We start from the raw sequence: 20,296 nt of genomic DNA on the forward strand, positions 1-20,296 counted from the left end.
CGTGACCGACGACACGACCGAAACCGACGAAGCCGCAGCGGTTTCGCGCCGGCGGATGCTTGGCGGTGCCGTGCTGGCCGGACTCACCGGCACCGCGGTCGGCGCCGCCGGTGGAGGCTTCGCGGGTTACGCGCTGGCGGCCGAACGCAAAGGCGATGACGACGACAACGTCGACCTGCGGCGTAGTTATCCTTTCTACGGCCAGGTGCATCAGGGCGGAATCGCCACGCCGCCACAGCGTTACGCCATGTTCATGTCCTTTTCGCTTGCCGCCGGGGCTGGCCGCACCGAGCTGCAGACCCTGCTGGCGCGCTGGTCGGCCGCGGCCGCGATCCTGCAGCAGGGAAAGCCCGTCGGCACCGTGCAGCCACAGGTCGAGGTGCAGCCGCCCGTTGATACCGGGGAGGCCTATGGGCTGAGCCCGGCCAGTCTCACCGTCACCATCGGATTGGGACCGTCGCTGTTCGGCGATCGCTTCGGCCTGGCCGCACGGCGGCCCGCCCTGTTCATCGATCTGCCCCCGCTCAACGGGGACAACCTGGACCCCCGCCTGCGCGGCGGCGATCTGTCCGTCCAAGCGTGCGCCGACGACCCCCAGGTCTGCTATCACGCCGTGCGAAACCTGGCCCGGCTGGGCCGCAACATCGTCTCGCCGTCCTGGGCGGTGCTGGGATTCGGACGAGCATCGGCCGGCCCGGGCCAGCACACGCCCCGAAACCTCCTGGGTTTCAAAGACGGAACCCGCAACATCGCCACGGATGCGGAGTACGACCGGTTCGTCTGGGTCGAGGACAGCGACCAGCCGTGGATGAACGGCGGGACTTATCAAGTCGTGCGCAAGGTTCGGATGCTGCTCGAGACATGGGACGTCGACCGCATCGGCAATCAACAGCGGATCTTCGGCCGCACCAAAGAAGAGGGGGCGCCGCTGAGCGGCAAGGGCGAATTCGACACCCCCGACTTCACCGCCAAAGGCGCCGACGGCAACCCGCTGATCGACCCGATGTCTCACGTCGGCCTGGCCGCCCGGGAGAACAATGACGGCATCATGATCCGGCGCCGGTCCTACAACTACACCGACGGTCTCGACGCCAACGGCCAGCTCAACGCCGGCCTGCTGTTCATCTCGTACCAAAAAGATCCGCAAGATTTTATTCGCCTGCAGAACCGGTTGGGCGCCCACGACCTGCTCAACGAATACATTCGCCACATCGGCTCAGCAATCTTCGCGGTGCCGCCGGCGCCCGCCGAAGGCCACTACATCGGGCAAAGCCTTTTCAGCTAAGCAAATCTCCCCGAGAGTCGTCCGACGTTGGACGGCGCCGCGTTTCGGCTGTGTGATGTTTCGTGTCGCCCACGTAAATCAATGCCGCCCGCCGTCACACATCGGCCGTCGTAGAGCACTAACTCCGTGAAGCCACAAAATCAGCGAAAACGGAGGAATTCACATGACCGACGCGCTCGTCATCGACGCCGAAGGCCTCGACAAGCTGTCGTGTAACGCCAGGACCAACCCGGAGACCGGCAGGAAGACCCTGAAAGCTAAGACGGTGTGCGAGACCGGGTTCCGCAACATGACCTACGTCCGCGACCTGGCGCCGATGCTGGTGGGCGAGCCGCCCGCGCTGCTCGGCGACGACTCGGCGCCCAACCCCTCCGAGACCGCGCTGGCGGCGCTGGGTTCGTGCGTGTCGGTGGGTTTGCTGGCCAACGCGACACACCGCGGGGTGACACTGACCAAGATCGAGGTCGAGATGGAGGGCGACATCGACATCTCCGCGGTTTGGGGGGTGGGTGACACACCCGAGGGAAAGCGGCTGGGCTTCAGCGCGGTCCGGTGCAAGGTGACGCTGGCCGGAGACGCCGACGACGCGACACTCAAGGAGATCCACGACAACGCGATCGCCTGGTCACCCGTGGTGAACACGTTCCGCAACCCGGTGAGCGTCGACTCGACTCTGTCCACCGAATAGGCATCGAGACGGGAACCATTCCGTGACAACAACATTGACCAAGAGCGATCTTGCCGAGCTGGTCAGGCTGGCCCGCGTCCGGCGGGGATTGAGCTGGGCGAAGATCGCCGAATCGATCGCCAAGGACCCGGTGTGGACCGTCGCGGCGCTACTCGGACAGCATCCGCTCTCGGCCGGCGACGCGGCAACGGTCGCATCGCTTCTCGACCTCGACGACGAGGCGGCAACGGTCCTGCAAATGATGCCGTACCGGGGTTCGGATGCGACCATGGTGACAGACCCGACGATCTACCGGTTCCATGAGGCGCTGGCCGTCTACGGCCCGGCGATCAAGGAACTCATCCATGAAGAATTCGGTGACGGCATCATGAGCGCGATCAACTTTCAGATGAGCGTGCACCGGTGCCCGCACCCCGAAGGCGACAGAGTGGTCGTCACTTTCGACGGCAAGTTCCTCGACTACGCGTGGAAACACTCCGCCCAGGAGGTATCGAGATGACGACGACGATGAATCCGGCTGCCAGTCAGTTGAATATCGAACTGCTGGAAGACATCCGGGCCCATGCCGGGGCACTGGACCGCGGCGAGCATCAATCCCGTCGCAGTTTCGCCGCACTGGGTACTGCCGGCCTGCTCGGGCTCGGCGCGCCCGCCAACGCCGACGGCAGGCTCCCCGACATGGCCGAAGTGATCCGGTTGATCTCCGGAGAATGCATGAGCACCGGGTTCTCATTGTGGGCCCATCGCATGGCCGTGGACTACTTGCTCACGGCGGCAACGCCTTACAGTACGGTGGCGGCCCGGTCGCTCCTTGCCGGGACCACGCTGGGGGTGACCGGCATGGCGTCGGCATTCAAGGAGGCGGCGGGCTGCGGAAGCCTGGAGTTGACCGCCACGCCGGTCGAGGGGGGCTACGAGGTGGCCGGGGCGATCAGGTGGGCCAGCAACCTCTACCCCGACTCGACCATGGTGACCGCGGTGCGTACCGACGCCGGGGAGAGGCTGATCGTGGCCTTGCCGCTGAACATGCCGGGCGTGGTGGTGGGCGATCACTTCGACCTGCTGGCGATGGGTAGCACCGCCTCGTCGTACCTGAACCTGACGGGCGCCTATATCCCCGCGGAGCAGGTGTTGTCCTGTGACTTCGAGGACTTCCTGCAGGCGGTCCGTCCGACGTTCCTCGTCTTGCAGTCGGCGATGTGCCTGGGCCTGACCCGGACTGCGGTAAATCAGGCCAAAATCGGTCTCGGCGGGGTGAACTCGGTATTCAGCACCCAGGTCGAGCACGTGGCGGAAAAGCTTGCCGATGCGGAAACCACGCTGGCGGAACTTGCCGCGGCGGTGGGCGGTGTCGAGTCGCCCACCAAGAAGGAGCTGTTATCGCTGCGACTCGCCGCGGCCGAACTGTCCAGCGCCAGTGCGGATCTCGAGATCCGCACCGCTGGTGGCAAGGGTTATGCGAGCAGGACATCGGCCAGCCGTCGCTACCGGGAAGCGGCGTTCATCCCCGTCCAATCCCCGTCCGAAGGGCAGCTTCGCTGGGAACTGGCCGCATGCGCTTGAGCGCGAGACGATGGTGACCCCGGTGGCGGTGCCGCCGGGGGGCACCGAATCGGAACGGGTGGTCGGCGGCATTCCGCTGGCCAATCTGGTCCGCGACTTTCATCGGCCGATGGTCAATTTCGCCCGCACCATGGTGGATTCGGCGACGGTGGCCGAAGAGGCCGTGCAAGAGGCGTGGGTGCAGGTGCTGCAGTCCGCGGATTCATTCGAGGGGCGCTCCTCGGTCGGCACCTGGTTGTTCGGGATCGTGAAGAACACCGCGTCGCGGCACCGGCGCCGCGAATCCCGCATCCGCGACCACGAGGTGCTGTCCGCGGATGACGTCGACCCCCTGGTGGGCCGTATGCATCCCGCCAGCCATCCCGATGCGGGGCACTGGAGTATCCCGCCGTCGCGGCGCTTTCTGCCGGAGGACCGCACCGTCGAGAACGAGCTCATCGGATATGTCCGTACGGCATTGGACGCGCTGCCCGAGCGGCAACGGCAACTGGTCATCCTGCGGGACGTCGTCGGCACGACGGCCGAAGAGGCGGCCGAACTTCTCGAACTGACCACCGAGGGGCAGCGGGCGCTGCTCTACCGCGCCCGCGGAAATCTTCGCAACGAATTGGAAAAGCGGTATCGCCGATGACCATCCACGACAACGCGGTCCCCGCGATCGACTGCGTCGACTTCGTCCGCCTCGTCGACGAACTCGTCGACTCCGATCCGCGGCAGTGGGGACCGATCGTGGCCAAGCACCTCGACGAGTGCCCCCCGTGCCTGGTCTACCTGCAACAGATGCTCGACCTCAAGATTCTGCTCAACCACGTCTTCGAGGGGGAGAAGCTCAGCGCGGAGCACATCACCGGGGTCATCAACGCGATCAACGCTTTACGGAAAGGCGAACACCGATGACCATCGACGCGCAAGCGCCACAGTTGGAAAGCGCGGCCCCGGCGCCACCCGCATTCGCCGCCTTCTCCGCCGGTGTCGCGACGAACGCCGTCGCCGACGATCCGTTCGAACCGCTCAGCGTGGGGGCCATGGTGGACCGAGTGGCCGCCATGGCCGTGGAAAAGGCGACGCACCCGTGGGCGTTTCTGATGCGCTCGGTGGTCGGCGGTGTGATGGTCGCGTTCGGGGCGCTGCTGGCGTTGATGGTAAGCACCGGAGTCAAGACCCCGGGTGTCGCAAGCCTGTTGATGGGCCTGGCGTTCGGCATGTCGTTCGTCCTCATCCTGGTGTCCGGCATGTCGCTGATCACCGCCGACATGGCCGCGGGATTTCTGGCCGTCCTCAACCGCGTCATGAGCGTCGGCGGCTACGCCTTTCTGGTTACCGTCGGCCTCATCGGCAACGTCCTGGGCGCGCTGGTGTTCGTCACGGTGTGCGGGGCCGCGGGAGGCCCATACCTGGGCGCCTTCGCCGAACGGGCGGCTACCGTCGGCGCGCAGAAGGCCGGCCAGCCGTTCTGGACCGCACTGCTGCTCGCCGTGGTGTGCACCTGGTTCCTGCAGACGTCGATGTGCATGTTCTTCAAGGCTCGCAGCGACGTCGCCCGCATGACGTTCGCGTTCTACGGACCGTTCGCATTCGTGATCGGCGGCACCCAGCACGTGATCGCCAACGTCGGCTTCCTCGGTCTTCCCCTGTTGCTCAACCTGTTTCACCCGGCCGCACCGTGCGGCGGGATCGGTTGGGGATTCGGCCAACACGGCCTGCTCACCAACCTCGGCATCACCACCGTGGGCAATCTGATCGGCGGCACGCTGTTCGTGGCGTTACCTTTCTGGGTCATCGCGCGGCTACAACGGCACCGCGCCTAGCCGGCAAGTGACCGTGCCGTTACAGCGGGCTTAACAGCTCCCGCGAAAGCCCTCCGTCCCGTGGGTTAGGGACTTAAGCCTCACGACCGACGACCCCCTGGGTTTATAGCGTCGCCGGTGATGGAGGGAGAGCGAAATGTCCGGACCTGATCAAGAGCGCGGCGTCGTCGTCGCGGTGGACGGCTCGAAGGCATCGAACGCCGCGGCGATTTGGGCCGCCCACGAGGCGGCGATGCGGAAAATTCCGCTGACCGTCGTCCACGCGGTGACGACCCCGACCGCCACCTGGCCGCCGGTCCCATACCCCGAGTCTCTAGCGGTGCGGCTGGAAGACGAGGGCAAGAAGGCGGTCATGCACGCGATCAAGCTCGCCGAAGAGGCGCTGCCGGCGGACCGAAAGGTCGCCATCCACCGGGAACTCGTGTACTCCAGCCCGGCACTGGCCCTGATCAACATGTCCGGCGAGGCGGAGCTGATCGTTGTGGGCACGGCGGGGCGAGGATTGCTGGCCCGGGGTGTGCTCGGTTCGGTCAGTGCGACCGTGGTGCGGCACGCCCATTGCCCGGTCGCGGTCATCCATGGCGACGACCTGCCGGACATGGACAACGCTCCCGTCGTCGTGGGGGTCGACGGCTCGCCGGCTTCCGAGCTCGCGATCGAAATCGCCTTCGACGAAGCCTCCCGTCGCGGTGTCGGCCTGACGGCCTTACACGCATGGAGTGACATCACGATAAGCGAACTCCCGGAAGCGGATTGGTCGTCGCTGGAAGCGGAGGCGCACCGCAGCCTGGCCGAGAACCTGGCGGGTTGGCAGGAACGCTATCCCGATGTGACGGTGCAGCGACTGGTCGTACGTGACGCGCCGGCCCGGCAGCTCGCCGAAAAGTCGGAAACCGCCCAGCTCCTCGTCGTCGGCAGTCATGGGCGCGGCGGTCTGACCGGTGTGCTGTTGGGATCCGTCAGCAACGCGGTCCTGCATTCGGTTCGGACGCCTGTGATCGTCGCGCGGCCTGCGGCATCCGCCTGAACTGCGGCGGGGCGAAGGACGGTTGCCGTCCAGGCACAAAGGGCGGCAAGGTCGCGTTCGGCGTGCGCCACGGTACGGTCGGGGCGCACCAGTGCGGCGGTGGCACGGCCTCGTTCTAGCCATGCCTCCAGCGGGCTGCCGGCTTCGGCGACCAGCACGGTGACTTGGCGCTGCCGCAGCGCCGCCTCGTCGGCCGCACCAGGGCGGGCGGTGCTGATCAACGCGAAACCGCCGCCGAGCACGTCGTCCAAACGTTGACCGTCGCGTAGCGTCGGGTTCGGGCAGAGCATGCCGGCGAGCCGGTGCGGTCGCAGGGATCGGCGTACCAACGCGGAACGGTGCAGCGCAGGGGTTCTCGAGTCGACGACCTTGTCTCGCAGGCCGGGGATGAGCCGCAGCCGTGGCAACACCGCCCGGCGGGCCGCATTGCCCAGGCGGCCGCCGCCGGTCATGGCCCAACCGACGCTCAGCGCCAGGCGAATCATCGATCGGGTATGCGGTTTACGTTCCCGCTCATAAGTCTCCAGAACGCTCGGCGCCAGGGTGCCGTGGTGAACTCCGGCAATCTTCCACGCGAGGTTGGCCGCGTCTCGCAGTCCCGCTCCCATACCCTGGCCGATGAACGGGGGAGTGAGGTGCGCAGCGTCGCCGAGGATGAAGACGTTGCCTCGACGCCAGCGATCGGCGATCTGCGCGCGGAAGGTGTACTCGGCGACCCGCAACAGCGTCAGCTCGCCGATGAGTACGGTGCTCGTCCACGGCTCGATCAAGGGCCGCAATCGGTGCAGGCTGCCGAAGTCATTCGCGGTTTCGCCGGCCAGCAATTGGAACTCCCACCGGTAGCGGGCCGGCCCGATGCGCATGTAGGTCCCCGCGCGACCCGGGTCGCACACCTGGTGGACCCCGTCCCACTGGCCCAGATCCGCATCGCTGGCGATGTCCACAACCAGCCAGCGCTGCTGAAAGTTCAAGTCCCGCATGGCCGAGCCGATCTGGGTGCGCACCATGCTGTTGGCGCCGTCGCAGCCCAGCAGGTAGTCGGCGTCGACCTGGTGAGCGCGGCCGTCGGAGCGATCGGTGAAGGTGACCCGGACACGTGTTGCGCCCGTCACGATGTCGGTGACGTCGGCGTTCCCGCGCAGCCGGGCGTTGGGGTGGCGTTCGAGGTTGGCCCGCAGCAGAGCCTCCAATTCCGGCTGGTCGAACATGTTGGCCTGCGGGTAGCCGTGCACACTGCGCCCGGGATCGCGGTTGAACTCGGCCAGCGTGCGGAAACGGTTGTCTACCAGCCGCAGGCCCAGCGTCGGCCGCGACATCGCGGCGAACGCGTCGGCGATCCCGAGGCGGGCGATGATGCGATAGATCTCATCGTCCAGGTGCACGGCGCGCGGTTGGGCGTACACGCCGGGCCAACGGTCGAGCACCAGGCAGTCGACGCCGTACTGCGCCAACAACGTGGCGGCGGTGACGCCGGTCGGTCCGGCGCCGACGATGACGACGGGGACCCGGCGGGTCGACGGGGTGGTCACGCGAATCGGACTGCGGTGCGCTGCGTTCCGAGATCGATGGCCCCGTCGTCGGTGGCCACCGACGCCTCGACGACGTCGCCGTCATGCAGGTAATTCTGGTTGGCGGCCTGGCGCGAGAAGAACATCTTCCATTTCATAGCGGGCGGCAACAGGTTTCCGATGAGCTGCACGGGCTTCGGCGGGGCGCTCAGCGCGGTGCCGGCCGGGGTGCCGGTGAGCACCAGGTCACCCGGGGCGAGTTCCTGGAACTGGGTGAGCGACTGCAGCGCTTCCAGTGGCCGATACAGCATGTCGCCCTCGACGAGGGCGTTTTGACGTTCCTGGCCATTGACACGCAGGCGCAGGCGCAGATCGCCGAAGCGCTTGAGCTCATTGGCGGTGAGTAGCACCAGCTCCGGGCCGACCGGTGTGAAAGTCGGATACGACTTGGCCTCGTAGAACTGGGTTTGCGGAAGTTGAATGTCCCGCGCGGAGACGTCGTTCGTGACGACCAACCCGGCGACGAAATCGTCCAGGTTGTCTTCGGAGATGGTGGTGCCGATGGCAATCGCACGGCCGATGACGAGGCCGATCTCCACCTCGTAGTCGAGCAGCCTGACGTGCTGCGGTTTGACGATGTCATCGAAAGGCCCGTTGATGGACGCCGATGCCTTGCGGAAGAACGTGAGCGGGATTGACGCCGGATCCATGCCCGCGTCCCTGACGTGCGATTCGTAATTGGTCATTTGGGCGATGACTCGGCACGGCCGGGTCACCGGTGAGATCAAGTTGAGGGTGTCGACGGCAACGGTCTCGGTTCCGTTGGCCGCTCTCTCGATGGCGGCCCGGTCGGCCAGCAGCGCTGCGGTGCTGGTGGCCGTGGTGTCGATCTTGACTGCGCCGTTGGCGGTCTTGAGCCACCAGGCGTGGCCGGTTTCAGAGGCGGTGTGCAGCACGGAAAGGGTCATGAGGTGGGAACTTTCAGTAGGCCGACCAGGCGTTTGACATCGAATTCGTTGTCCGCGCGGAGCGCGGTGGCCATCGAAACCAATTCGCGCCGAGCCGATTTCGCGTCGGTTCCGAGGAAATCCTTGGTAGCCGGTGGCCCCCACTGGGCCAGCCCGGATGCGGTGAAGGGCGCCCAGCCCGGGTCCAGCGTGTTGTCGAACAAGTCGCCATCGGTGAAGTGCTCGAACAGATAGCCATCGGGATCGCGCCAGTAGTCGAAGATCTGACTGCCCTGAATGTGCCTGCCGATTCCCCAGGACCGGGAATAGCCCCGCGCACCAAGGTATTCGCCGCCGGCGGCCAGCGCGTCGAGATCGCTGACCTGATATGCGGAATGGACGTAGCGGTTGGCCGGACCGAGGGCCATCGCCAAGGTGTGATGGTCGGCCGGTGTCGAGCCACGGTCGCACCGGATGAAACTCATGGTTGGGCCTCGGTCGCGCTGGCCGGGGAAGTACAGGAAATCGCTGACGATCATGCCCAGGTTGTCCAGATACCAGTTCAGCGCCTCGACGTACTTGGTCGACTGCACCACGAGGTGGCCCAGGCGCTGCACCCGCGCGGGCTCTCGGGGCGGACGCTGGCCGGTGTTGACGCGCCGCATGTCGTTTCCGAAATTGAAGGTGGGGGTTTGTTGGCCCGGCAGTTGCGGGAGTTCATGCAATCCGGCGACGACGCGGACCGGCATGCCACTGGGGTCGATCAACTCGACCGACACCCCGCCGATGGTTTCCGGCAGCGGCCGCACGGATGCGCCCACGGAGTCCGCCAACCGGAGCACGTCGGCCTCGTCGGTCGCCCGGAACGCCGCGCCGGCGAAGCGGCTTCGCCGGCCGCGACGCAGGATGAGGCACGGCGCTCCCGCCCATGTTCCGCGTAACTGCAGTTCGTCCGGGCCGTGTTGTGCCGTGTGGAAGCCGAACGCCCGCGCGAACGCCTCGGCCCGGGTCAGGTCCGGGCGCTCGAACTCCAACCACGCGATGTCGGCGACTTTGATCACCGGGTTACGCGACCGCCCCGGATGCTCGCCGGGCCGTGCGGTCTGCTCGCTGTGCGCCTGCCGGCTGGCGCTATCGGTCAAATCCATGACAACTCCCAACTAACTGACGAAATCGTCACATACGAGAGAAGGTTCAGTCAAGGATCTGACGGAATCCTCATAACTGATGCATACTGCTATGAATGAGCGCGACGGCAGAACCGACCAGGCTGGAGCGGCGCAAGCGGCGTACCCGGGCTGCGCTGGTCAAAGCCGCGCAGCGGCTGATCGCCGAGGGCAAGGTAAACGTCCCGGTCCTGGAAATCACCCAGGCCGCCGACGTCGGGATGGGGTCCTTCTACAACCACTTCGACAGCAAGGAGCAGTTGTTCGAGGCCGCGGTCGCCGACGTCCTCGACACCTACGGCTCGATGCTCGATCAGCTCACCGAAGCCATCGAGGACCCGGCCCAAACTTTCGCCACCAGTTTCCGGCTGACTGGCCGGCTGTTTCGTCGGCACCCGCAGGAGAGCCGGATTTTGTTGGCCAACGGGCTGGAACTGCTGTCGTCGGAACGGGGTCTGGCCCCGCGCGCACTCCGCGACATCAAAGCCGGCGTGGCGGCCGGGCGGTTCGACGTCGAGGACCCCGAGTTAGCCCTCGCCATGGCCGGGGGAGCGCTGCTGGGCCTCGGAAATTTGTTGCGTGACCATCCCGATCGCGACGACGCGCGCGCGGCCGACGTCGTCACCGAAAACGTTCTGCGGTTGTTCGGGCTCAGCGCCGACGAGGCGCACGCCATCTGCCAACTCCCCTTACGGGACGGGGGACTCTTCGAAGGCTAGCGGGCGACGGCGTCCACGGCGAATGCGACGTTTCGACCCACTCCGCCGTCATCGCCGGCCTCGCCCGGGGTGGTCCACCGCACGTGTGCGGTGCCGGTTATGTGCAGGGTGGCGCCGGTTTCGAAATCGAGGAACAGCAAAGCGGCCTCGTCGTCGACGGCCAGGTTGCCATAACTGTTGAACATGTTGTTCCCCGGAAAATCCGGCCACCACAGTCGGTCTGCGGAGTCGACTCGGACGAATCCCGGCGGTCCTCCGCGATGTGACGCATCTCGACCACGGGTGGGATGGCTGGTGCCCAGAAAGAACGTGTCGGCCCGTGCAATCAACGCTTGATCGGACGCATCCAGAACGGTCGCGCGTCTCGCAGGTATTTGAGGAGGGGCAGCAAGGGTGGCCCCATCGATGGCGTGGCGATGAATGTACTTGGGGCAGTTGCCGTATGACTGATCGACGCGGACGGTCATACCACCCGGGTGGTCAGCACTGACAAGCTCGCCGTTGACCCGTAGCCTGCGGCGGGTGGCGAAGTCGATGGCGATCAGTCCTACCTGTTGGCCGGTCGGGATCTCGTGCAGGGGATCGCCGCCGCGGGGGAACGCCGACACCCGCAAGATGTCATGGTGGCCGCGGAGGAAACCCGGCGGTGCGGCCAACGGCGAGATCCAGAGGACCCCCGCGTGGTCGCGCGCGGTCAGCACGGCGAACCGCTGTGACGCGAGAAACTTTGCGGCGCCCGGAGACAGGCCCGATGAGTCGAGCATGCCCTCGAGCCGCCTGGCCTCGGCTTCGACGCCCGCCCGGCGCTGCGTTGCGGTCTCGCCCTCGTGGAAGCCGGTCGCGGTCACATGAGCCGTAACGCCGCCGCGACCGCAAACCTTCCGTGCATCGCGGGAAACCAGCGGCTGTTGTCCCTAGGCGACCGACACGATGCGGGCAACCAGCTTGCCGCCCCGGATGACGTCGATCGTCTGGCCCGCCGCAACCTCGTCGAAGTAGCGCCCCGCACGCTTTCGCAATTCGTCGAGCTCGATCCCGCCGCCGGTGTCGACCGGGCTCGGGGTCCTCTCCGCTTCACCGGCGGACACGATCTGCGCCAACAATCTGCCGCCGCGAACAACGCTGATCGTCTCCCCGGCCGCGACCCGGTCGAAGCAGCGCCCGGCGCGCGTTCGCAGTTCGTCCAGCCCGACCCACCCGCCGGCGTCCCGCGCCGCGAGTTTCGCAGACCGCGCCGGGATGGGAGCCACCCTCCAGTCACCGACGGGCACCATCCGCGCCACGAGCTTGCCGCGACGGACGACATCGATGGTCTCCCCGGCGGCAACCCGTTCGAGATACGTACAGGCGTCACTCCGAAGTTGGCCTAGGCCAATGGCTTCCCGCATTTCAATCCAATCCCTTCATCGGCTGGCCGGCGGCGCCAGCATGTCCTTCCAGCCGTCGTCTCCCGTTTTGCTCGAGTTGTCGACCGCGTACTTCACACCGTCGGGCCCCACCAGTTCGCCGCTCTGGGGGAGGTAAACGGCCGGGGGAGGACCGCCGGGGGTGTAGACGCAGGGATTCGGCTGCTGCCCATTGCATTCCACGGTTCCCGATCCCGGCCGCTGCAGTGGATCGCTGGTCGGGGGTGGCGTCCCCGCCACCCGGTCGGAGGGCGCCGGGTTGAGGCCGTTGTTGACCGACGGCGCGGGTATCACCAGCCCCGGCTTCACCGGCTGGTCGCAGCGCGCCGCCGGCGCCGGGCAGGTGACGAGCTGGTTGGGGTCGCCGTACCACGGGTTGGTTCCCAACGGAACGTACGGTTTGGGGTCGCGGCACTCACGCGGCGTCGCAGCCCGCTTACCCGGGACATCGACACACGGAAGGTTGCGTGCGCCGCGCACCGCGTTGGCAGGGGTGTCCTGCGGGATCTTGCAATAGGTTCCGGACGGCATCGGCGCCAGGCTGGTATCCGCGGGAGACCGCCACTGGGATGCCGGGAGAAACCCGGTCAGACACGGCGGGGGCTGGTTGATCGTCAGCGAGGTCCCGAGCGATGCGTAGCCCGGGAAGGCAGTCGTGACCGTCTGACCTTCCGAGGCGCCCTGCGGATAGGCCACCAGCAGTTGCTCGACGCCCTTGTGGTAGCGCTTGAGCATGTCGAGCACGATTTCGAGATTCGCCAGTGTCTGCGGGAGCGACTCTCGGACATCGCTGAACACCTCGTTGACCTGATCGGCGGTCGGCGCCGCCTGGGTCAGGATGCTTTGTAGGTGCTGGTCGTTTTCCGCGCTCTGCGCGGCCAGGATGTTCAGGTTGTGCGACCAGCGCTCGATCGAGTCACCGGAGTTGACCTGGCTGTCGATGATGGGCCCGGAGTTTTGGACGATGTCGTTGATGTCGGAGATGTTGGTCTTGAAGTCACCGGCGATCGCCTGCGTCGCATCGACCAGTCGTTGCAGCGCGGGGCCCAATCCGCCCACCGCTTGGGCTGTTTCGTCGAGCAGCGTGGCGATCTTGTCCTTGGGCAGCGCGGCCAGCCCTCGGTTGGCGGCATCGATCGCCGGCCCGATGTCGGTGGGGATGGTGCCCTTGGTGATGGTCTGACCGGGCGAAAAGTATTGGCGCGGGTTACCCACCGACACCAGGTCGAGATACTGCTCACCGACTGCCGACACCGAATGCACGTTCGCCGACGCGTCAATCGGGATCCGGTAACGATCGCCGATGCTCATCGTCACCCGCGCGCCCGTAGCGGTCGGGTCGACAGCGGTGACCGTGCCGATGGTTTCACCGCGATACGTCACGTTGGAGGTCTTGTACAGACCGCCCGACGCGGGCAGGGCCGCCTGCAGCGTGTACTGGCCGATCCCGGCCGCGGCGGGAATCTGCAAGTAGTACCAGCCCAGCGCAACCGCGGTGATCGCAGTCAGGACGCCGAACATGACCAGCTGGCGCTTGATGAAGCGGGTCAGCATTGCCTGTCCGCCCTTTCGACCAGAGGGCCGCCGGGGGCGTCGTTGGGGTTCGGCGTGTACCGGACGTCCGGGATCATCGTCTCGGGGTCGCGGCCCCACGATTGCTCGAGCGCACGCAGTGCTCCGGAGAACCCGGTCCCGGTGAGGACTGCGTTGTCGACAGCGCTCATCGTCAGGTCGAGCGTCAGCGACAAATTGAAGTAGTCGCCGCGGAACGCCTTGGGCACGGCGTCGATGTCGAACGGCCGGACCAGGATCAGCTTGAGTGCGCGAATCAAGTAGGGGGAGGCACGGCCGAGTTCCCGCAACGGGCACTGCAGCGACAACAGATCCTGGTGGAGGTCGCCCCGCGCGGCCGACAGGTATTGGTCGGCAACTCCGCTGAGCCGCCCCGTAGCGTCGACCGCGTCGATCAGAAGTTGCTGTTTATCGGCGAAATGTTTGAGCAGTGGCGGGAATTCGGTGAGGACCCGATCCAGGACGTCGGAGCGGGGACCGACGTACGCTAGCAGCCGGTTGGTGGAATCGATGGCCCGGGTGATGTCAGCGCGTTGCTCGTCGAGCCGGGCGGTGAAGGTGTCCAGCTTGCCGAGGAAGGCACGGATCTGCTCGGCCCGACCGTTCACGATGTTGTAGACCTCGTTCTGCAGCACTTCGAGGTTCGGGATGCCTCCGCCGCGCAGCACGATGGCGAGACTCGCGAGCGTCTGCTCGGTCGTGGGGTAAGTGGACGCATTCTTGAGCGGGATGGTGTCGCCGTCCCTCAGTAGCTCCGGAGACGGGTTGGGGGGCGCCGCCAGCTCCACATGCTGCGAACCCAGCAGGCTGGTCTGCCCGATCTTGGCGGTCGCGTTCCTGGGCAACTTGACGTTCTTGCCCAGACGTAGCGTCAGCGTCGCGATCCAGTTCTTCAGTCCGATCGCGCGCACCGTGCCGACAAAGACATCGGCCACCCGCACCCGGCTGTTGTCGTTGAGGGCCAGCGTGTCGGGCATCTGCACGTAGACGGTGTAGGAGCCGGGCCCGGAGCCCGGGCCGCCCGGCATCGGCACGTTCGCGATTCCATGCCACTTCGCACACGACGTCAGCATCACGACAGCAGCCAGTAGTGCGATTCCCTGCCGCGCCCGGTATCGGACCCGAATAGCCAAGGCGCGCAATGCGTTCATGATCCCGCTCCCGTCGCCGCGGCCACCGGCGCCGGCGTCGGCGCGACCGGACCCGGGATCACACCTGGTCCGGGCGGCGGCGGTGGGATCGGCACCTGCGGGGCCCGCAGGCCGATCGGTGGCAACACCGGGTACTCGTCGTAGGCGTTCGGCGGCCCGGGCGGGGTCTGCAGCCCCGGGGGCGGGGGTCCGGCGTCGGGGCCGCCCATCAATTCGGCCAGCGATTCGGGGGTCAACAGGCCGCCCGTGATCGGCCCCACCTGTGTGCCTTGCATGCCCGGCGCGACAACCCAGCCGGGCTGGGTGTTGCGGTGCGAGAACGGGGTGTCGGGCACCCAGATTCCGGGCACCGTGGTGTCCTTGTATCCGTTCGGTGGGTGCAGCCTCGGCTCGGAGTAGGCGATTTCCTTGGGTAGCGCCTCGGCGGTGCTGAACAGGTTCAGCCCGAACGGCAGGTAGTTGAACTTGATCGCATCGAGGACTGGCGCCAGGTATTGCGCACACAGCTCGGCGGACTCTTGATAGCCCAACCGGCTACCGGCCTGAATCATGCTGCAGAAGAACTGCATTGGGTTGGCGAAGTTAGGGATCGCCGGGATCGACATGACGGCCCCATGCGACGGGTGGTAGATCTGGCTGAGGTTCGTCTCCAACGTCGGCAGGACATGCAGCGCGGTCTCCAAACCGTTCAGTGGGTCGGGCTGGACCAACGTGGTGGTCAGGGTGGCGAGGTTGTCGAGGTCATGGACGAGCACCTCGCGGTTCTTGGTCAAGAACGGGCGCAGGGTGGAGAGCAGGCTGTCGAACTGCTGTAGCGCATTGGCGAGATCGTGGTCGGATCCGGTCAACTCGCCGGTGAACTGGGCCAGGTTCTTGTTCAGCGCGACGAACTGCTGGTCGTCTTTGTGCAGTGCGTTGACGAACTGGGCCAGGCTCTTCACCACCGCGAAGAAGTCGCCACGGCCCTCGTTCAGCGCGGTCAACGCCCGCGACAGGCTGTTCAGCGTGGCGTTGATCTGCTTGCCCTTGCCGGCCAGCCCGTCCGCGAACGACTCGATGGCCTCACCGAACGGACCTTTGGGTTGCTCGGGTGTCGGGCCAAGTTTGGCGATGACGTTGGCGACGCCTTCGCGCAGTTCGTCCCACTCCGTCGGGACCTGCGTGCGCTCGAGGGGGATCACGGCGTTATCGCCCATGACCGGACCACCTTTGTAGGGTGGCTCCAGTTGAATGCTGCGCGACGCCACCAGCGTCGGGTTCACAATGACGGCGGACGCGTTGGCGGGCACCTTGTACTTGTTGTCGTAGTGAAACGTCACCTTCATCTTGTCGCCGGCCGGTTCGATCTTGTCGACGGAGCCGACACGAACGCCCATGATTTGGACTTTGTCGCCGGGATAGAGCGCGTTCGCCGTTGGGAAATAAGCGATTACGGTGTTGGCGGTCAGCTTCTGGTAAAGCCGCCAGCCGAGGGACCCGGCGACCAGGACCAGCAGTACCACCAGCACGCCGATGACCGTCCGGGGCCGCGGTTTGCGGATATTGAAGACGCTGCTCAATTCTCGCTACCTCCCGTGATGCCGCTGCCTCCGGTGCCACCCGGGTTGATGAACGGGGCGGGCAGCTGCGGCCCGGGTCCCTGCGGCGCGGGCGGCCCCGGCGGCAGCCCGGGCGCGAACGTCGACGGTGGGGGGGTGGGGCCGGCGGGCTGTAGGTTCTCGGTGCGCGCGCCCGGTGGTGCCTGGACGGGCAGCGGTACCGGTGTGCCCGGGACATCTGGCGGCGCCTCGCCGGGGCGCGCGGCGATCGGGATTCCCGGTGACGGTGGCAGGCCGTTGGGGTTCGGCGGCGACGCGGCTACATCGGTCGGCGCTGGGAAACTGCCACCGAACGGGCCGACGTCTACACCCGTGCACGGCAACGGGTTCCACGGCCGCGGCAGGGCGTCGGGCGGCGGGGTGTACGAACACGCCGTTCCGGGCGGGACGGCCGGTCCCGGGTGCTCTGGTGTGCCTTCCAGCACCGGAGGTGCGGGCGGCGGTGCGCCGTTGGGGAACCGGGTGCCGTTGGGGTCGGGCCAGCGGAACTCGGGAAGCCCGGCGCTGCGCCAGAAGTTCTCCGGGTCGATTCCGCGCTTCTTGAAGGCGGCGTCCACGAACGGCTGCAAGATCCAATACGGCAGCAGATTGGACAGGACGATCTTGAAGTACGGTCCCGACGCGACGGATTCCCCTAGCGATGCGGCGAATTGGCTGACATACGTGAGGGTTTGAGCCAGGTCGTCTTTGCGTTGCACCAGCACGTCGCTGATGGCACGCAACTGCTCCAGCACGGGATTGAGGTTCGGATTGTCGTTGATGAACCCCTGCACCTCGGCCGAGAAGGCGGAAATGTTCTGCAGCAGGACGCCGATGGCGCGGGCGCGTTCGTTGAACGCCGCCAGCAGCGTCTTCGCGTTGACCAGCAACCGGTTGATTTGTTCGCTGCGGTCACCGAGTACACTGGCCACTTGGTGGGCCTGAGCGAGTAAGTGCTTGACCTCTTCGTCGCGCTTACCGATGGTGTCGGAGAATTTGGTTAACCCGTCGAGCGTGGCACTCAAATGCGGGTAAGTCTCATTGATTGTCTGCGACAGGACATTCAGTGACTGCTTGACGGTGTCGATGTTCCAGCCGGTGGCGGCCTTGGTGATGTCGAAGTTCGCGTCGTAGAGCTGATAGGGCGTGGTGCTTTGGCCCAGTGGCAACACGGCCCCGGGCCGCAACTTCTGGGTTCCCCGTGGCTCGATCTCGAGCACCTTCTTACCCAGGATGGTGTCGGTCTTGATCGCGAGCCGGCTCTCGCTGCCGATGGTGTTGGGACCGATGTTGAACTTGATCACGACGTGGTCGCCGTCGATAGCGAACGCCTCCACCTTTCCGACATTCACGCCGGAGATGCGCACCTTGTCGCCCTTGTTGAGCTGACCGGTGTCGGTGAACTGCCCGTAGTAACTCGGGCTGGCGAAGATCATCGGGATACTGGTCAAGCTTTGGCCGACGGCGACCACGAGCACCAGCACGGTGATGCCCATCAGCCCGACCCGGTTGCGGTTGAATTCCGTCAGCGTTCTCATTGCGGCGTGCACCTACCGGTGGGCTGCTGCCAGATCCGGACCGTGCGTACCGGACCGCCGGCCTGCAGTCCGTTCCACTTGATCGTGAGGTCGCAGACGTAGAAGTTCACCCAGTCGCCATAGAGCCCGATGCTGCGTCCGATCAGGTTGAGCGCGGTCGGCGTCTTGTGGATCAGATCGCCGAGCTGATCGCGTTGGTCGACGAGCGGTTGCTGAAGAGCCTGCAGATAGTTGATCGCCTTGTGCAGCAGAGCGCGGTTGTCCGCGAGTAGGTCGGCCACCGTTCCGGCGGCGTTGCTGATGTTCGCGGTGCCGGCGGCCAGCGGGTCGGCGTGGTGTTCCAGCCCGGTGATCAATCTCTCGAAGTTGTCGACGGTCTGATCGAATTCCTTGCGATGCCGAACGGTGGTGTCCAGCACGGTGTTCAAGTTCTTGATCACCTCACCGATCGCCTGGTCGCGTTCGGCGATATGCGCGGTCGCCTGCGCGGTCTGGTCGAGGATGTCGTTGATGGTGCCGCCCTGGCCCTGAAACACGGTGATGATGGCCGACGCGATGGTGTTGACCTTGTCGGGATCGAGCGCCCGGAACAATGGCTTGAAACCACCGATCAGGGCGTCGAGATCCAGCGCCGGCGAGGTTCGTGACAGCGGGATGAATCCGCCCGGCGGCAGGACCCGGTCAGCGCCCTCGCCCTCGCCGCGCTTGAGCTCTAAGTAGCGGTCGGCGAACAGATTGAGATAACGGATCTGCGCGGTCGTCGACTGGTAGAGCGGTATCGAGCGGTCCACATCGAAGTCCACCAGTACCCGCTGGCCGCCCTCGATCAGCCGCACCTCCTTGACCTTGCCGATCTCCACTCCAGCGGCGCGGACGAACTGGCCGTTTTTCAGCCCGGTGGCGTTCCCGAACTCCGCGTGATAGTGGTTGGTGCTGTTGAAGCGCACCTGAGCGAACACCACGACGATCGACACGGTGATCAGCAGCAGCACCAGCGAGACGATGCCGAGCTTGATAGCGGAGCCGGTGATTTTCATGGGTTGATCGTGTTATCCCCGACTTGACGGCCCCACACGTACTCGATTGCATACGGTGAGCCGGTGTCTAAGTGGTTGTAGGGCGCGAGGCTGGCGCCGGTGTCCACCACCAGACTTGGCGCCGGCCACAGGTCATGGGTGACGGCCTGCCAGCAACCCGGCGCACCCCCGGGACCGCCACGTGCGTTCACCCGCGGCAGATTGTCCGGATACACAAAGGGATTCGGTGCCCCGCCGACCAGCCCGGCCAGACCGAGGAGCCCCATGGTAGCCGCCGTGCCGGCCAATCCCGGGAGCGTGAGAATGCCTCCCAAGCCTGACGTCAGCTCGGTCATGGTTCTGAGCGCGTAGCCGTTGCCGCCGCCCGTCGTCGCATATGCCGCCGGTTCTTCGTCGTAGTAATTGCGGATGGTGCAGAAGATCTCGGGACTGTAGGTGTCGAGCAGCTGGGCGGTCGGCACCAGATCGGCGGCTCCCCGCTGAAAGTAGGGCCCGCCGCGGGCGAAGATGTCTTCGCCGGTGTTGCCCAACCCGGCCGCGGCCAACAAGGCGGCATCCAGGTCGGCTTCGTGCCGGTGCAGCGTGCGTGCCGTGATCACCGCGTTGTTGAGAGAGTCGAACAGGTCGGGTGCGGCCTTGGAGTAGACGTCGCCCAGGGCCGCCAGCCCTTGAATGTCATGCCGGATCTGCGGCATCTGCGGATTGATGTCGTCGAGGATGGCGTTGGCGTTGACGATCGATTGCCCGAACTTGTCGCCCAAGCCCGTCAACGCCTGCGCGGCTGCGGCCAGCGTCAGGTTGACCTTGACCGGATCCAGCTTCTCCGTGATGGAGGTGAGGGTCTCGAAAAGAGTATTGAACTCCGTTGTCACCGACCTCGCATCAATCACGTGCTGCGGTGTGATACGTTGCGGCGTAGGGTTTTTCGGCGAGGTCAACGACACGTACTTGTTGCCGAACACCGTGGTCGCCTTGATATTGGCGTCCACGTTGGCCGGGATCAGCTCGATGTACTTCGGATTCACGTTCAAGTCGAACTTGGCCGCCTGTGTGCCGTCACGCTCGATCTCCGAAATGCTGGCCACCCGGCCGATTTCCACGCCGTTGTACGTGACCTTCGACCCCGGATCCATGACCAAACCGGCCCGCGGAGCCAACATCGTCAAGCGTGTCGTCGGCGTGAGCCGGCCCCGAAACTGCAACCAGACGACACCCAGTACCACCGCGAAGACCATCAAGAACACCACCGCGGCCGTCCTGTACGGCGGAATGCGTTTCGGGTTCTCCTTTACCGGGGTCGTCAT

General features: G+C 65.9%; 20 protein-coding genes. 9 read left to right on the forward strand and 11 right to left on the reverse strand.

The genetic code is table 11. The features are described 5' to 3' along the window. Window position 1: 1 nt before the first annotated feature. The 8 genes from efeB (at window position 2) to A5781_RS14485 (ending at window position 6,371) form a co-directional block, all read left to right on the forward strand. Window positions 2–1,285, forward strand: a complete 1,284-nt coding sequence (gene efeB / locus A5781_RS14450; RefSeq protein WP_067207086.1) for an iron uptake transporter deferrochelatase/peroxidase subunit — start codon at window positions 2–4, stop codon at window positions 1,283–1,285. Between the two features lie 163 nt (window positions 1,286–1,448). Continuing rightward, window positions 1,449–1,973, forward strand: coding sequence for an OsmC family protein (locus A5781_RS14455; protein ID WP_067207089.1), 525 nt, complete (start codon window positions 1,449–1,451; stop codon window positions 1,971–1,973). 22 nt (window positions 1,974–1,995) lie between these two features. Beyond that, entirely contained in the window at window positions 1,996–2,472 is a 477-nt protein-coding gene (gene cynS, locus A5781_RS14460; protein ID WP_067207091.1) for a cyanase, read from the forward strand. Next, window positions 2,469–3,536 carry an acyl-CoA dehydrogenase family protein gene (locus A5781_RS14465; RefSeq protein WP_067207094.1) on the forward strand — a complete coding sequence of 356 codons (1,068 nt, stop codon included), beginning with the start codon at window positions 2,469–2,471 and terminating at the stop codon, window positions 3,534–3,536. Before cynS ends, A5781_RS14465 begins: the two co-directional genes overlap by 4 nt. Before the next feature lie 10 nt (window positions 3,537–3,546). Next, complete coding sequence (locus tag A5781_RS14470; protein ID WP_067207095.1) at window positions 3,547–4,167, forward strand: RNA polymerase sigma factor; 621 nt, start codon at window positions 3,547–3,549, stop codon at window positions 4,165–4,167. Then, window positions 4,164–4,433, forward strand: a complete 270-nt coding sequence (locus A5781_RS14475) for a hypothetical protein (RefSeq protein WP_067207098.1) — start codon at window positions 4,164–4,166, stop codon at window positions 4,431–4,433. The genes A5781_RS14470 and A5781_RS14475 overlap by 4 nt, the downstream gene beginning before the upstream one ends. Then, window positions 4,430–5,344, forward strand: a complete 915-nt coding sequence (locus A5781_RS14480; protein WP_067207104.1) for a formate/nitrite transporter family protein — start codon at window positions 4,430–4,432, stop codon at window positions 5,342–5,344. The genes A5781_RS14475 and A5781_RS14480 overlap by 4 nt, the downstream gene beginning before the upstream one ends. 136 nt (window positions 5,345–5,480) lie before the next feature. Continuing rightward, window positions 5,481–6,371, forward strand: coding sequence for a universal stress protein (locus A5781_RS14485; protein ID WP_067207107.1), 891 nt, complete (start codon window positions 5,481–5,483; stop codon window positions 6,369–6,371). Here A5781_RS14485 and A5781_RS14490 read toward each other — a convergent pair. Genes A5781_RS14490 through A5781_RS14500 form a run of 3 tightly spaced genes read right to left on the reverse strand, consistent with a single transcriptional unit; the run spans window position 6,263 to window position 9,974 of the window. After that, window positions 6,263–7,900, reverse strand: a complete 1,638-nt coding sequence (locus A5781_RS14490) for a bifunctional 3-(3-hydroxy-phenyl)propionate/3-hydroxycinnamic acid hydroxylase (protein WP_067207111.1) — start codon at window positions 7,898–7,900, stop codon at window positions 6,263–6,265. The genes A5781_RS14485 and A5781_RS14490 overlap by 109 nt on opposite strands. Continuing rightward, a complete protein-coding gene (locus A5781_RS14495; protein ID WP_067207114.1) occupies window positions 7,897–8,847 on the reverse strand; it encodes a fumarylacetoacetate hydrolase family protein in 951 nt (316 codons plus the stop codon). The genes A5781_RS14490 and A5781_RS14495 overlap by 4 nt, the downstream gene beginning before the upstream one ends. Further along, window positions 8,844–9,974 carry a VOC family protein gene (locus tag A5781_RS14500; protein ID WP_067207117.1) on the reverse strand — a complete coding sequence of 377 codons (1,131 nt, stop codon included), beginning with the start codon at window positions 9,972–9,974 and terminating at the stop codon, window positions 8,844–8,846. Before A5781_RS14500 ends, A5781_RS14495 begins: the two co-directional genes overlap by 4 nt. Before the next feature lie 95 nt (window positions 9,975–10,069). Between A5781_RS14500 and A5781_RS14505 the strand changes: the two genes are divergently transcribed. Further along, on the forward strand, window positions 10,070–10,711 hold the full coding sequence (locus tag A5781_RS14505; protein ID WP_067207120.1) for a TetR/AcrR family transcriptional regulator: 642 nt from the start codon (window positions 10,070–10,072) through the stop codon (window positions 10,709–10,711). Here A5781_RS14505 and A5781_RS14510 read toward each other — a convergent pair. The 8 genes from A5781_RS14510 to A5781_RS14545 all read right to left on the reverse strand — a co-directional run bounded on the left by A5781_RS14510 (window position 10,708) and on the right by A5781_RS14545 (window position 20,296). Next, window positions 10,708–11,559 carry a pyridoxamine 5'-phosphate oxidase family protein gene (locus A5781_RS14510; RefSeq protein WP_067207123.1) on the reverse strand — a complete coding sequence of 284 codons (852 nt, stop codon included), beginning with the start codon at window positions 11,557–11,559 and terminating at the stop codon, window positions 10,708–10,710. The genes A5781_RS14505 and A5781_RS14510 overlap by 4 nt on opposite strands. 66 nt (window positions 11,560–11,625) lie before the next feature. After that, on the reverse strand, window positions 11,626–12,099 hold the full coding sequence (locus tag A5781_RS14515; protein WP_156622711.1) for a type II toxin-antitoxin system Phd/YefM family antitoxin: 474 nt from the start codon (window positions 12,097–12,099) through the stop codon (window positions 11,626–11,628). 15 nt (window positions 12,100–12,114) lie between these two features. After that, window positions 12,115–13,671, reverse strand: a complete 1,557-nt coding sequence (locus tag A5781_RS14520; protein WP_067207130.1) for an MlaD family protein — start codon at window positions 13,669–13,671, stop codon at window positions 12,115–12,117. Continuing rightward, window positions 13,665–14,840, reverse strand: coding sequence for a virulence factor Mce family protein (locus tag A5781_RS14525; RefSeq protein WP_067207133.1), 1,176 nt, complete (start codon window positions 14,838–14,840; stop codon window positions 13,665–13,667). Before A5781_RS14525 ends, A5781_RS14520 begins: the two co-directional genes overlap by 7 nt. Beyond that, window positions 14,837–16,399, reverse strand: coding sequence for a virulence factor Mce family protein (locus A5781_RS14530; protein WP_067207136.1), 1,563 nt, complete (start codon window positions 16,397–16,399; stop codon window positions 14,837–14,839). Before A5781_RS14530 ends, A5781_RS14525 begins: the two co-directional genes overlap by 4 nt. Further along, on the reverse strand, window positions 16,396–17,955 hold the full coding sequence (locus A5781_RS14535) for a virulence factor Mce family protein (protein ID WP_067207139.1): 1,560 nt from the start codon (window positions 17,953–17,955) through the stop codon (window positions 16,396–16,398). The genes A5781_RS14530 and A5781_RS14535 overlap by 4 nt, the downstream gene beginning before the upstream one ends. Next, the gene (locus A5781_RS14540; protein ID WP_067207142.1) at window positions 17,952–18,992 is read right to left on the reverse strand and encodes a virulence factor Mce family protein; all 1,041 of its coding nucleotides are present in this window, start codon (window positions 18,990–18,992) and stop codon (window positions 17,952–17,954) included. The genes A5781_RS14535 and A5781_RS14540 overlap by 4 nt, the downstream gene beginning before the upstream one ends. Next, window positions 18,989–20,296, reverse strand: coding sequence for an MCE family protein (locus tag A5781_RS14545; protein ID WP_067207144.1), 1,308 nt, complete (start codon window positions 20,294–20,296; stop codon window positions 18,989–18,991). Before A5781_RS14545 ends, A5781_RS14540 begins: the two co-directional genes overlap by 4 nt.

The organism is Mycobacterium sp. 852002-30065_SCH5024008 (assembly GCF_001665645.1).
In the GTDB taxonomy this organism is placed as follows: Bacteria; Actinomycetota; Actinomycetes; order Mycobacteriales; family Mycobacteriaceae; genus Mycobacterium; species Mycobacterium paraffinicum.

Excerpts from the sequence above, each read along its gene's own strand:
- A5781_RS14525 (WP_067207133.1), bottom strand. The coding sequence starts at position 14,840 with ATGAACGCATTGCGCGCCTTGGCTATTCGGGTCCGATACCGGGCGCGG.
- A5781_RS14520 (WP_067207130.1), bottom strand. The coding sequence starts at position 13,671 with ATGCTGACCCGCTTCATCAAGCGCCAGCTGGTCATGTTCGGCGTCCTG.
- A5781_RS14515 (WP_156622711.1), bottom strand. The coding sequence starts at position 12,099 with ATGCGGGAAGCCATTGGCCTAGGCCAACTTCGGAGTGACGCCTGTACG.
- A5781_RS14495 (WP_067207114.1), bottom strand. The coding sequence starts at position 8,847 with ATGACCCTTTCCGTGCTGCACACCGCCTCTGAAACCGGCCACGCCTGG.
- A5781_RS14475 (WP_067207098.1), top strand. The coding sequence starts at position 4,164 with ATGACCATCCACGACAACGCGGTCCCCGCGATCGACTGCGTCGACTTC.
- A5781_RS14545 (WP_067207144.1), bottom strand. The coding sequence starts at position 20,296 with ATGACGACCCCGGTAAAGGAGAACCCGAAACGCATTCCGCCGTACAGG.
- A5781_RS14500 (WP_067207117.1), bottom strand. The coding sequence starts at position 9,974 with ATGGATTTGACCGATAGCGCCAGCCGGCAGGCGCACAGCGAGCAGACC.
- A5781_RS14480 (WP_067207104.1), top strand. The coding sequence starts at position 4,430 with ATGACCATCGACGCGCAAGCGCCACAGTTGGAAAGCGCGGCCCCGGCG.
- A5781_RS14535 (WP_067207139.1), bottom strand. The coding sequence starts at position 17,955 with ATGAGAACGCTGACGGAATTCAACCGCAACCGGGTCGGGCTGATGGGC.
- A5781_RS14505 (WP_067207120.1), top strand. The coding sequence starts at position 10,070 with ATGAGCGCGACGGCAGAACCGACCAGGCTGGAGCGGCGCAAGCGGCGT.
- A5781_RS14540 (WP_067207142.1), bottom strand. The coding sequence starts at position 18,992 with ATGAAAATCACCGGCTCCGCTATCAAGCTCGGCATCGTCTCGCTGGTG.
- A5781_RS14465 (WP_067207094.1), top strand. The coding sequence starts at position 2,469 with ATGACGACGACGATGAATCCGGCTGCCAGTCAGTTGAATATCGAACTG.
- A5781_RS14485 (WP_067207107.1), top strand. The coding sequence starts at position 5,481 with ATGTCCGGACCTGATCAAGAGCGCGGCGTCGTCGTCGCGGTGGACGGC.
- A5781_RS14470 (WP_067207095.1), top strand. The coding sequence starts at position 3,547 with ATGGTGACCCCGGTGGCGGTGCCGCCGGGGGGCACCGAATCGGAACGG.
- A5781_RS14455 (WP_067207089.1), top strand. The coding sequence starts at position 1,449 with ATGACCGACGCGCTCGTCATCGACGCCGAAGGCCTCGACAAGCTGTCG.